This window comes from Microcystis sp. M20BS1, from assembly GCF_020245305.1.
In the GTDB taxonomy this organism is placed as follows: Bacteria; Cyanobacteriota; Cyanobacteriia; order Cyanobacteriales; family Microcystaceae; genus Microcystis; species Microcystis ichthyoblabe_A.
This window is the reverse complement of sequence record NZ_JADBUZ010000017.1, coordinates 90,716-103,371: the sequence shown is the minus strand read 5'-3', so window position 1 is coordinate 103,371 and position 12,656 is coordinate 90,716. Positions and strand designations below refer to the sequence as shown.

At 41.3% G+C, this 12,656-nt stretch carries 10 protein-coding genes; 6 read left to right on the top strand and 4 right to left on the bottom strand.

Annotation, left to right across the window (positions count from 1 at the left end; translation table 11 throughout):
- Positions 1-554: 554 nt before the first annotated feature.
- The gene (locus IM507_RS02230; protein ID WP_002734632.1) at positions 555-1,337 is read right to left on the bottom strand and encodes a DUF3153 domain-containing protein; all 783 of its coding nucleotides are present in this window, start codon (positions 1,335-1,337) and stop codon (positions 555-557) included.
- A 2-nt stretch (positions 1,338-1,339) separates the two neighbouring features.
- A complete protein-coding gene (locus IM507_RS02225) occupies positions 1,340-3,592 on the bottom strand; it encodes a ribonuclease R family protein (RefSeq protein ID WP_287231635.1) in 2,253 nt (750 codons plus the stop codon).
- An 89-nt stretch (positions 3,593-3,681) separates the two neighbouring features.
- Between IM507_RS02225 and IM507_RS02220 the strand changes: the two genes are divergently transcribed.
- Entirely contained in the window at positions 3,682-3,813 is a 132-nt protein-coding gene (locus IM507_RS02220) for a hypothetical protein (protein WP_002732870.1), read from the top strand.
- 201 nt (positions 3,814-4,014) lie between these two features.
- Complete coding sequence (locus IM507_RS02215) at positions 4,015-4,836, top strand: hypothetical protein (protein ID WP_287636479.1); 822 nt, start codon at positions 4,015-4,017, stop codon at positions 4,834-4,836.
- 317 nt (positions 4,837-5,153) lie between these two features.
- Here the strand turns inward: IM507_RS02215 and IM507_RS02210 are convergent, their stop codons facing one another.
- Positions 5,154-6,446, bottom strand: coding sequence for a DUF4377 domain-containing protein (locus IM507_RS02210; protein ID WP_123231094.1), 1,293 nt, complete (start codon positions 6,444-6,446; stop codon positions 5,154-5,156).
- Positions 6,447-6,609: 163 nt separating this feature from the next.
- Here IM507_RS02210 and IM507_RS02205 point away from each other — a divergent pair, with 163 nt between their 5' ends.
- The 3 genes from IM507_RS02205 (at position 6,610) to IM507_RS02195 (ending at position 8,115) form a co-directional block, all read left to right on the top strand.
- Positions 6,610-6,954, top strand: a complete 345-nt coding sequence (locus tag IM507_RS02205) for a YbaB/EbfC family nucleoid-associated protein (protein WP_002733791.1) — start codon at positions 6,610-6,612, stop codon at positions 6,952-6,954.
- A gap of 59 nt (positions 6,955-7,013) precedes the next feature.
- Positions 7,014-7,736 (top strand): pyridoxine 5'-phosphate synthase, encoded by a 723-nt coding sequence (locus tag IM507_RS02200; RefSeq protein WP_211569805.1) that lies wholly within the window; start codon positions 7,014-7,016, stop codon positions 7,734-7,736.
- A 67-nt stretch (positions 7,737-7,803) separates the two neighbouring features.
- On the top strand, positions 7,804-8,115 hold the full coding sequence (locus tag IM507_RS02195) for an MgPME-cyclase complex family protein (RefSeq protein ID WP_002734125.1): 312 nt from the start codon (positions 7,804-7,806) through the stop codon (positions 8,113-8,115).
- Between the two features lie 41 nt (positions 8,116-8,156).
- Here IM507_RS02195 and IM507_RS02190 read toward each other — a convergent pair whose 3' ends face one another.
- Positions 8,157-9,785, bottom strand: a complete 1,629-nt coding sequence (locus tag IM507_RS02190) for a DUF655 domain-containing protein (RefSeq protein ID WP_287636477.1) — start codon at positions 9,783-9,785, stop codon at positions 8,157-8,159.
- A 355-nt stretch (positions 9,786-10,140) separates the two neighbouring features.
- Here IM507_RS02190 and IM507_RS02185 point away from each other — a divergent pair, with 355 nt between their 5' ends.
- A complete protein-coding gene (locus IM507_RS02185) occupies positions 10,141-12,567 on the top strand; it encodes a dynamin-like GTPase family protein (RefSeq protein WP_002740487.1) in 2,427 nt (808 codons plus the stop codon).
- Positions 12,568-12,656: the final 89 nt, after the last annotated feature.

Here is a 12,656-nt window from a genome sequence, read left to right as displayed (position 1 = left end):
CCAAGCAGTGTCATAACTGATCCCTTTTTTCTTAGCATAATCTGATAGTTTCATGTGAACTGCAACGTAAACTTGTACTAACCATATTAGCAGTTGTTTGCAGTCATTTGCATATATTTTTTACAAAACTTTACAATACAATCTTTTTAGGCTGCCGCATACTGATGAGCCTTTCTTTGTCAACTCTTGAGGTTGATGCTTTTCATTTTTGAATTGGCACTTTCTTGCGTCAGGCTTTGGCCTCTGTCCATCACCCCTTGAATAGGTTTGTCTCTCTTATCCCCACTGCTGATTTTTCTCTCTTTGTCAACCCCTAGACCTGAATAGCAGCAATTCTCAGTTTTAGACACAGCAAGCCTTTTAAGGGATTTAAAGAACATTTTAAAGGGGGATTTTTGGCGCAACTTTGGGTGTACTATCACGTCAAAAGTCCGAAGACTCGTCAAATGAAATTCGCCATCCCATTGAATTTCACCCCGTATTATGCGAACTAACTCCCAAAAGCCTTGCTACAGGGCAAATTTAGAATTGCTGCCTGAATAGTTACTCTCAATTTAAGTCGATGGGGATACACCAGGCAAGCGTTTATATTTCAAGTAATAGGCAAAAACTGTTATTACAACAATAATTATTGTGCCGATACCCAAATAGTTAGGAACCCAAAAAGCCGCGCCAATGGTGTTAATTTCTCCCGGTTTTAAATGCCAAATTAACTGATTGTCAACTTGTTCTACTGGGGGATTTAATCCTGAGTCATCTTCAATATTTTGACCAGCTAAGGGAGTCTTTAAAGCGAAGTCGATATCAACTAAGGAACCGGGGCTAATGATAATATTTCCCTGTTCGGAAAGTACACCCAAAGCCCGCAAATCAACGGTTAATTTTAAGTTTTTCTGGGTCAAAAAGAACCAATCTTTTTCTGTAACTGCCAGTTTTGAATCCAGTTGCAGTAACTTTATATCATCAGTATTAGCGGAATTTTTAATTTTAAAGGAAGAACTAGGATCAAAAAATTGATTGAATTTTTCCTCTAATTCCTGACTATTACTAAAGGGAATAGTGACAATTATTTCTCGTTCGGAAATATGATCGGTTTTCCCCTTAAGTAATTTTGCCCTCTGTTCGATACTATTTAACCATTTAGTGGCTTCGGTTTGACTGAGACTGGTTAAGCGTTGTCCGAGGGTGATATGTTGAATAATTTCCCCGTGGTGTTGGTGGGGAAAATTAATGCCCACATCGTAACGGACACAGCCAGTTAAAAAGAGAAAAATACCGCATAAAAAGGGCAGAATAAAGCGGGTTTTCCCGATTTTTTCGGTGGTTAATTGATTCATAATTAATCTTCTTCTAAGTCGTCATAACTTGCTGAACTGCCACCGCTAACCGTAACTAGATCGATTTGCTGACGATAATAGTCTACATCTTTTATCTCCACTTCTACCTCATCACCGAGACGATAGGCAACGCGATTTTTCCGTCCTACCAAACAGCTATGACGAGCGCGATATTCGTACCAATCATCCTTGAGAGAAGAAACATGGACCAACCCTTCCACTAATAAATCGGAAATTTCCACGAAGAAACCATAGGATTGTACACCGGTAATTAAGCCGCGAAAAACTTGACCCATTCTTTCTTTCATTTTCTCGGCTTTTTTCAATCCTTCTAGGTCTTTTTCGGCATCTTCAGCAATTTTTGAGCGATCATTGAGATGGGAAACAATTAGATGGCTTTCTTCTTCCAAATCCTCCTGAATTTGACTTGGGAGAATATTCCAATGAATCTGTCCATGACAGCTATTACTGCCCAAATTAACCCCGACTTTGACGATTTTGCTGCGGCGATCTTTCCCCTCGGTTAATAGGAGTTTTAACACCCGTTGTACCCAAAGATCCGCATATCTTTGTAGGGGTGAGAGACAGTGGGTATAATTGCTAGGATAGGCCAAACCAAAATGGGACAGAGGATGGCTGCTATATCTAACTAATTTGAGAGTTTCTTGCAGGAGATAATTGAGGACTTTCACCGATGAGGAAGCGGAAAAAGTGCGGGTGAGATTTTGATAGTCATTGGGTTTAATCTCCTCCTCGGCAGTTAAATTTAATTCTGCCCCTAAATTATTGGCCAATTTGAGTAAATCCTCCAATTCATCCCAATCTGGTTCCGATTGTCCACAGTAGATACAGGGCAATTTTAAGGCCTGTAAATGTTCAGCGACGACTTTGCCGGCTAAAATTGCCACTTCTGTCAGTAAAGAACGGGCAGGTAAATTATTAGAAGCGAGAACAGTCCCCCCCCGTCCTTCGTCTTTGTAGGGAGAGATTTTGTCTAATTGAATATCAAAACTACCCCGCTGCAGACGTTGGGATTTTAGGGTGGGGCAAACGCTGAAAAATAAATCTTTCAGGGTTTCAACGGTATCGGTGGGGGCAGCTTCGCTATCTTCTTCACTGAGCAGATCGCGCACCTGTTGATAGGTAAAATGTTGATCCACTTGGATGAGGCTGCGGGTGATTTCGTACTCCACTAGCTCCCCCTTGTCATCGAGGGTGACGAGGATAGAAATAGCGGGGCGCTGTTCTTGGGGTGACAGGGAACAACGACTGGCAAGGGCAGCCGGGACTAATGGCAGCACTTTTTCGCCTAAATAGACGGCTGTTCCCCGTTTTTTGGCAACTTTATCCAATAATCCGCCCCGTTCAATGTAACGGGTGACATCGCTGATATGAATGGCGACTTGCCAGCGATTTTGGTTGATTTTCTCTAAAGAAAAGGCATTTTCAATGATTGGGGGATAATCTAGAGGGGTGTCATCTTCGATGGTAAAGGTGAAGAGTTGGGTTAAATCTCGCAGTTGTTCTTTTTCGCCACTATCGAAGAAATCCGCTAAATTATCGGCAATTTCGAGGGCTTCTGGCGGAAAATTATGGGGTAGATCGTGTTTACAGGAGACGATATCCGTGTCGGCAGCGGCCTCGGCCGTGGAACCGAGAACGCGAGTAACTTTACCGATGGGAGGCATTTCCCCTAGGGGATAACGGAGGACGGAAACATGAACGAGGTGATCGATGTTTTCTAGGAGATTTTGACCATTTTCGAGGAGATTAAGGGTAAATTTCAGACGATCATCCAGGGGAACCGCCACAAACTGCTCATTTTCCTGTTTTACTTGCGCTAGAAGCGAAGGATTAGCTCGTTCGAGAATTAATCTCACCTCTCCTTCTGGGGAACGACGACGGGTTCCCTCGCGGATGATTTTGACTAAAACTCGATCGCCATTCCAAGCGTTACTGAGATGATTTTTCGAGACGTAGATGTCATCAGCATCTTCGATATCTTGGATAGCAAAGCAAAATTCTTTACTGGAACAGCGCAGCTTTGCTTCTACAATATTTTCCTCGATCACACGACGATAGCGCCCCCGTTCTTTGACAACCATTCCCAGACGTTCCAAAGCATCGAGAATCACTTGCAATTTTTCGCAGCTTTCGGGATCGTCTTCGCAGCCTAATTTTTTTTCGAGAAGTTTACCCGTAGCTAATTTATCATCACTAAGATGAGAGAGGAGTGTGGCGATCGAGAAGTCCATCTAACAATAATCCTTACTTACAAGACACTGACGGAATGGTGGACAATTAAGTTTAAATACTTATATAATGAGAGGATTGATTTAAACCATTGACTCGAGAGATTATCTCTATCGGGCTAATTGCGATCGCTGGTGGTGACAGTGAAGGTAAACTGACCAAGCATCGAACACCCGAACCTACCCTGAGAATTATCGAAGCCTTCGTTAGTATAAGCCAATAGCGAACACTGGCAAACCTTTTGGCGATCGCTCATCTTGCTGGCAGAAGCTTCAGCCTAGTAGAATCTTGTTACTGTGGGCAAGGCTAATCCTAGGACTGAAAATTTTATCTAATCTTTAATCCTAGCAAGAACTTGCTACATTTTTCCATAATTACGATAGAGTATTTTAGTATAAGTACAAAAGAACTCGAAAAAGTCACCATGTTGCAAAAGTTACGCCAACGTTACCCCCAAGTTGCCCTGATTAGCGAGTTAGTTCAAATCGATCACGGCAAGTATATTGTGAGAGCGATCATCGAAATTGAGGGAAAAACGGTTGTTACAGGTTTAGCAGCGGCAGATACGGTGGAAATCGCCGAAGATAGAGCCAGAGAACGAGCTTTACTGCTTTTAGAGGCTGAAAACACCCCCGATCTCCAGCTTGTGGAAAAAGTCAGCCCCAATAATATTTCTCTACCGTCCGATTTACCTAAAACCGTCCCTAGTACCAAAAAATCGACTAAAACGGCTAAAGTCACTGAAATACCTCGTCCTGAAGCTAAAATTGAACCGGAATTACCCCAAGTTCAGGATATTCCCCCGGCTAAAATTGAACTGGAATTACCCCAAGTTCAGGATATTCCCCCGGCTAAAATTGAACTGGAATTACCCCAAGTTCAGGATATTCCCCCGGCTAAAATTGAACTGGAATTACCCCAAGTTAAGGATATTCCTTTACCGGAACCAGAGCCTTTATTATTAGAAATGGAAACCGATAATTACTCCTTATTATCAGAATTGCCAGAAGAAGCGAGTTTAACTGAAGAAGAACCCCCGGCACCGGAACCAGTTGTTGTTATTCCCGAAGAAATCGATTATTCAGTGCTTAAAACTAAAATTGATGTGGAGATGAAACGATTAGCTTGGACTACAGAAAAAGGTCGAGAATACCTGATTTCTACCTATGGCAAAAAGTCCCGTTTACTGCTAACTAATGAGGAGTTATTAGAATTCTATAACTACTTATCTAGTATCAGTGCCTAATCACTAAACCTGCTGCATAAATCAAAAATCTTCCGTTAAGTGAGGAGTCCCCGATCCAGTATTCTCCGAGTCAGGATAAGCGGAAAGAAATAGATTATTTTCTGGCAGTAGAAAAGCGATCTTTTTCTGTAAAAATCCTTAAATTAAGGACTTTAATAGCATCTGCGATTAAAAACTCACTTTTGCGGGAGATATAATAAAAAAGTAAGCTATTAGCTGCCAGTCTTTTTTTCCCTATCTCACTGATAACTGATAACTGATGACTGATAACTGATAACTGATAACTGATAACTGATAACTGATAACTGATAACTGAATTAATTTCTTACTGCTTCTGTTTCCGCTTCTTTGGGAACAACCACTGGCACTCCGCTGACTGTTTCAATTTGATAAACAACGCGACTTAATTGGGAAGGACAACAGAGAGGATCAGTATCTTTATAGCGATTAAAAACCACAATAATTCGAGTGCTATTTTGTAAAACAATTCTCTGAGATGCACCATCAGTGCGGGAATCCATCGGTCGCGGGGAAAGAGTGCCAGCGAATTTACCATCGACAAAAACAAAGTCTTGATAACCCATTGGTCGGCACATTCCATCCACTCCACTCATAGCCGAAATAACGCTAGTTTTGCCATAGGTTTGCACGGCCCCGTAGAGTAACCATCCTGCTTTATTAAGTGCTTGATCATTGGCAGTAATTGCCGGACGAACCTGTTCACGACACTGGTTATCGATCACGGTTTTAACGGGAGATTTGGGGATAGGGGACTTGGCTTTATTCCAATTAGTTAACGGTCGATCAAACCAAGCTCGCGGAGTCTCTTTTTCTGGGGTTTGGCTAATAACTTCTAATAGCTTCCATGTTTCGGAATTTTGATTAGTAGCTGGATTGGATACGGTTTCAACGCTAACTTTAATTTGATAGAAAAATCCTGGTTTATAATCAAATCCCTCGATACTATTAGGGAACAATCTCCAGTTTTCCTCTGGTTTTTCTCGCATCTGTAAACAGTCTTTGCTTTGGCCTTGAGTACAGGGTTGTTTCCTAGAATTGATATAAATTGTCCTTTCCGTGCGCGTGGTGGTTGGTGCGGGGGTAAAAGTGAGTATTCCTAAACCTTCGGGAGTACGATAAAATAATTGTAAATCGCCTTTAGCTGTCACTTGGAATTGTTCCACTCCTTGCAAGGCAGCAAGATATTGATTTTCTTGTTTCATCTGCGGTTCCGGACAGGCTTTTTTGGTAGTAGCGATCGCTTGATTGATCTGAAGCGTGTCATCATTGACTTGATAGCCAGTATTATACTGGTTGCATCCGGCCGAACCACTGAGGATATTTTTCTGGAAAGCGGCAGTAATTTCCGTTTCTTTCACCAAACTTCCGGCTGTCCACCCCCTTAGTTTCCATCGAGTCCCCTCCAAAGGGGAAGTATTAGCGATCGCCGCTTTCCCCGCTAAAGCACAACTTAGGGCAATTGTCAAGAAAATTCCCGTTTTTTTGGCGTTCAAAATTGCTATTCTCCTCGTCAAAGCAACAATTCTATTATGGCGTGGGGCGGTTGCCCAGCGGCCCGGGATGAAGGATAGAAAAAGACTTTTCCCCATTCCTTGACTCCTTCCCTTGCCTTGATTCTATCAGAGGCAAAAGCCGATGGTCGTCCCCCGATTGCAGAGGTTTGATCGTCCTCCAATGGCCAAAAGTTGACCCCAGTTCACCTTAAGCAGTACAATAAAAACCTTGAGTGACCCCTTAAACAAAAAAAACATCATGGCACAAGGACAAGGATTCGGATTCGGTCTCGGTAAGATTAAAGAACTACAAGACGCTTTCCAAAAAGCGCAACAGGTGCAACAAGGGGCCAAAGTTCTGCAAGAAGAACTGGAAACTATGGAAATTCCTGGCCAGAGTGAAAATGGCTTGGTGACAGTCTATCTCAGTGGCAACCAAGAACCCCGGGGGATTGAAATCGACCCTTCTCTCCTCTCCCAAGATCTGGAGATTGTGGCTGGGTCTATTCTAGAAGCCATGAAAGCCGCCTATGATGCCTCCACGGAAACTATGCGCAGCAAAATGGAAGAACTGACCATGGGTTTAAATATCTCCAGTATGTAATCGCTTTTGACCGCAATGGTAAGATGGAAAGTTGGACTAACAAACAAGGAGGTTCAACTTTGCTGACTTTGGGTGTCAATATCGACCATGTGGCCACAATTCGCCAAGCGCGTCGTACCGTGGAACCGGATCCCGTGGCGGCGGCAGTTTTGGCTGAAATCGGCGGTGCTGATGGCATTACCGTTCACTTGCGCGAGGATCGTCGTCATATCCAAGATCGCGATGTGCGGATTCTCCGGCAAACGGTGCGGACTCATCTGAATCTGGAAATGGCCCCGACGGAGGAAATGATCGCCATTGCTCTCGATCTTAAACCCGATTATGTCACCCTTGTCCCCGAAAAGCGCGAGGAAGTGACCACGGAAGGGGGGATCGATATGCTGGGCAATTTTAACCGTTTTTGTCAGGTTGTCGAGCGCCTACAAGCGGCTAATATCCCCGTTAGTTGGTTTATTGATGCCGATTTTGCCCAAATTCAAGCGGCCGCTAACACGGGGGCGAAATTTATCGAACTCCACACTGGTCAATACGCCGAAGCACAACAGGAGAGCGATTGTCAAGCGGCATTAACAATTCTTAAAGAAGGCTGCGAATACGCTTCCTCTCTGGGTTTGCGGGTGAATGCTGGTCACGGTTTGACCTATTGGAATGTTTATGCCGTCGCCTGTTTGCCCAATATGGAAGAATTGAACATTGGTCACACAATTATCAGTCGTGCGGTTTTAGTCGGGTTGGAACGGGCTGTTAGGGAAATGAAATTGGCTATGCGTGGGCAATTGTAAAGGCTATCAGCTATCAGCTAATCTCCCGACTAGGGAACAATTACACTGAAAAATTAAAGGAAAGATGATGACAACTTATTATTATTTGGTAGCCAGTCAAAAGTTTTTAGAAGAAGAAGCGATCGAAAAGGAAGTTTTGAAGGAAAGAATCAGGAATTACCAAGAAAAAGGTCAAGAAATTGATTTTTGGTTAATTGCCAACCCAGCTTTTTTAGATACCCCCGCTTTTGCCGATATCAAAAAGAAAACTCCCCAACCAGCAGCGGCAATTGTTTCTCTCAATCAACAGTTTATTACTTGGCTGAAATTGCGTCTAGAATACGTGATTACTGGACAGTTTGAGGCTCCTTCCGATAGTATTCCCGATCCGTTAAAATAGTCCCTTTTGGACTGGGGCAAAAAATACAGACGAGACAATCATCACCAGCTAACTTTGCCTTGCAGCTTGTTAATTTTTCCCTTACCGATTCCCGATACTCGATCCAAATCTTCTAGGGAAGTAAAGGGTTTTTCTTGCCGGGCTGCGATAATTTTTTCGGCTAATTTGCCACTGATACCGGGTAAAGTATCTAGTTCCTCTTTTGTGGCGGTGTTTAAATTAATTAAGCGATCGCTTTTAACTGTTACGGATTGGGGGCAGTTTTTTCTATCCCGTTCGATCCGATTTTTAATAGTTTCCGGCAGTCCTAATTTAGCGGTACGGTAAAGATATTGAAATTCTCGATCGAAATGAGCGGCAACGGTGGGATTATCGATAATAACTAAAGCTTCATCATTTTGATGGTTAGCGGCTCTTGACCAATTATGAGAACCAGTAATCACAATTTTATCATCGATTAAACCGAATTTATGGTGTAACTTATCTCCCGCCGCTAGAGCGGGAACTCCTAGGGTATTAATTGGGTTTTGCCAAGGCTGATTATCTGGTTCATAACGACATTTATTACTGAGAGCAACTCCTAATAAATCTAATCCTTCGCTATAGTATCGGAAGGCAAAACTAGGATCAATTAAAGCTTTAATTTCTATCTCTTTTTGATGTCGTTGATCGAGAATATTAGCTAAAGGCTGTTCTGTAAAGACAAACAGGGCTAAATTCACGGATTTTTTAGCTTTATTTAAAGTTTCACCGATCAGACCATTGCTAGTAATTGCCCAAGGATAAGCGGTAGAATCGGGGGAAAATTTTACCGTCAGACTACTATTACCGATAGTAATTGTTTGCGGGTTTCTCTGGGGTTTATCTAACCCAAATCTAGGCCGATCTTCCCTTCCCCACATCAGGTTAAATTCTTTTTGAAAAACTCTAGCTAGTGGGGGATTAGTAATTACTAATAAGTGATTGGCATTCCCGACAGTTTTGGGATTAGAAAAGTCTCCATGAATATCACTTAAGGTATAGTTAGCTGAACTGATTAAAGTAGTGTGATGATCAATAACCATGAATTTATGGTGCATTAAACTGCTACCTTTTGAGCGATCTGCACTATCATCAATTAGGGGAATACCAGCTTTTTTGAGGATAGTAATTGCATCTCTTTGGGCGATTTCCTCCGCACTTAATTTACCATCTCGATTTAGATCAACTAAATCAAAAAGGTTTTGATAACGTTCCTGTTCTCGATCGCTTAATTGTTCTTGGTTTTTGGCTAAACTATGAATAGGTTGATTGTAAATATTTTCGAGGATAACCCTAACTTTAATTCCCTGCTGCTGACGAGCAACTAAAGCTTGAGCGATGGCGGGTAAACGTAACTCTTGCACCGCTAGATCGATCGAACTTTTTGCCGAGTTAATATTATCAATAATAATCTGTTCTAAATTATCCCCTGGACGATTAATTTGGCGATAGGGATCGGTATAATTTGAACCCTGGGCCTGATTATAATTAAAATAGACTTGAATATATTGATCTTGGGGCAAGGGTTGGGGACGATTTTGGATAGCATTGAGAGAATGACAGCCACCCAAAAGAAAAACTGTTCCTAACAAAAATCCTAACTGTCTCATCGGCTGAATTTTTTTTAATCTCAATTTATCTAGTGCCATTTTTGCCCATATAATTATCATTGTACTAGGATTGAGTAGGAGTCAGGAGAGAATTTTTACCTAAGGAGGTTCTCGGCAATCAGTATGTACTAAATTGATTATAAGTAGTCGGACATAAATTCTGTTGTCTATCTTAAGAAATGTAAATTGCCGCAATTCTTACTGACTACTGACTCCTTACCCCACAGTTAACTTTACTTTTGTCCAACTACTTAATCAATCCTGATTCTAGATTGAAGACGATGACTTTGTCCTTGATTGCTTAAATCGCCGACCAAAGATCTGACATCTAGTTAGTGAATTTTGTTATAATCTGGGAAACAATAGCACTGTTCTTCTAGATCTGGGTTTTACCATGACTGAACTTTTACCCCAATGCAGTAATCTGGCTGGTAATGTTAACAGTATAATTGAACTATTAAAAGGCGAATCCTCTCTCCGCAATCAACAGGATACCAGCAAGATAGAAATCGCCCTACAAAAAGCCATTTCTCCCAAATTTGAAATCGTTTTCGCTGGTGCTTTTAGTGCGGGGAAATCAATGTTAATCAATGCACTTTTAGAGCGAGAATTGCTGTATAGTGCCGAAGGACACGCAACGGGTACAGAATGTTATATTGAGTACGCAGAAGCTGATGAGGAAAGAGTGGTTTTAACCTTTCTCAGCGAAGTAGAAATTCGTACTTTAGTCGATACCGTCTGTCAAAATCTGCAATTAACCAATCCCAGTAACATTAATTCCCCGGAATACTGTAGTCAGTTAAACCAATACTGTCAAAAAATTATCGAACAGGAAGGGGGAGAAGGCAAATCCGAGCGAGCTAAACAAGCTCAGGGTTTAAAATTATTAATTGAAGGATTTACTCAAAATCGTGAGCGAATCCATACGCTGCATAATGCCACCTATTCCATGGAACAATTTCACTTTTCTAATTTAGCAGAAGCGGCCAGTTTTGCCCGTCGTGGTAGTAATAGTGCCGTCTTAAAACGTCTAGAATATTACTGTCATCATCCTCTCCTTAAAGATGGTAACGTTTTGGTAGATTTGCCCGGTATTGATGCCCCAGTCAAAAAAGATGCCGCCTTAGCCTATCGTAAAATAGAGCATCCTGATACTTCGGCAGTGGTTTGTGTTTTAAAGGCTGCTTCTGCGGGAGAATTAGCCACAGAAGAAACGGAATTACTCGAAAAAATTCGCTCTAATGCTGGTATTCGTGATCGAGTTTTTTATGTTTTTAACCGCATTGATGAAACCTGGTACGCAGCCCAACTAAAACAACGTTTAGAAAACCTGATTCAAACGCAATTTCGTGATACTTCCCGCCTCTACAAAACCAGCGGACTTTTAGGATTTTATGGGTATCAGGTGAAAAATCAAACCAATATTAATCAGCGTTATGGTTTAGATTCTATCTTTGCCGAAAGTGTCAAAAATTTAGGAGGACAAGAAGAAACACCGCAATTTGTCAGCGAGTTTAATAACTATTGTGCCAACTCCGGTAAATTACTGGCAACTCCCTTTAAAGTTTCCATCCACGGTTATGAAACTCCCAATAAAAATTATTTCCGAGTTTTAAGTGAGTGGGGAACTCCTTTACTAGAGCAGTTAATTGCTGATAGCGGTATCGCAGAATTTCGCACGGCAATTACTCGTTATCTCACCGAAGAAAAACGTCCGCAATTGTTTGCTAATTTAGCCGATGATTTACAATCTCTCTGCATTACTCTGAAAAATCATTATCAAGGGATTTATCGTGATTTAGAAAGTCAACCACGAGAAATTGAGGCGATGAAAGCTCTGGAGTTAAATCACCTCAATCAAGAGTTAAAAGAAGTGGGAGAGAAATTAACTAAACATATCGATGGTTATGTCAATGCTATCGTGGTTAATAGCGATGAAAACTTTGAGGAAGACTTTAAGAAACTGAAAGCGAGAATGGTATCAAGATTGGATGAGTTATTAAATACTTTTTCTGTCAAAAATGCTTACTCACAAGCGACTTTAACCCATCCCCGCAATGCTACAGCACCTTTATTAGCAGTATTGGTAGAAGCTTTTTATTATCTGTCTAACCAGCTAGAAGATGTGTTGATTGAGGAGTCAACAAGTTTAATTAGTCGCTTTTGTCAGCGTCTTTTAGATGCGGTAAGGCAAGGTGATTATTATCGGCAAATTTATCGTTTATTGGGTAACGATAGTGGCATAGAAAATCAGCTAAAACAGCTAGAAGATCAGTTAATTCATGCCTTAGTTTCCGAAGCGAGAACAGAGTGCGATCGCTATGTAAGAGAAAATCACAATTTTTACAACGAAGGCACTTTTTCTATCTTTCAATTTCGGCAAACTGTCCAACAAACTGCCCAAGGTTATGACTGTGAAAGTATTCTTGATGCTGAACCTGCTATTCGTCAATTACTTAAGTTAGATTTTGAGCCAAAAGTATCAGCGACAATTCAGAAAAACTTCCGTCAAACTATTAATAATACTCTGAAAAATCAATTGATACCAATGGCAAAAAAACAAGCCGATACTATTCTACAACAGTTCAATCAAGCTCGTTCTTATCTAGAACAAACCTTAGAACAGGAAGCGGCAGAAAAAATTGCGAATAATGCCCACAAACAGGAAGAAATTAACCAAAAAATTGAGAATTATAACCAAGCGATAAATTCTCTCAATACTTGTTTAACTGCTATGGGTTTACAGAAAAATCATTTACCTGTCATTGGTGAACAAGAATTAGAGATTGCCCCTGAAGTTGTTAATCACTCCAGCAATTAATATGGGGAAATTATCGGCATGAAGCACCAATTCCAGTGTGAATTGGCGTTGTCTTTGAGTAAAAAATGTAAGTTATACTGGCTCTTCGT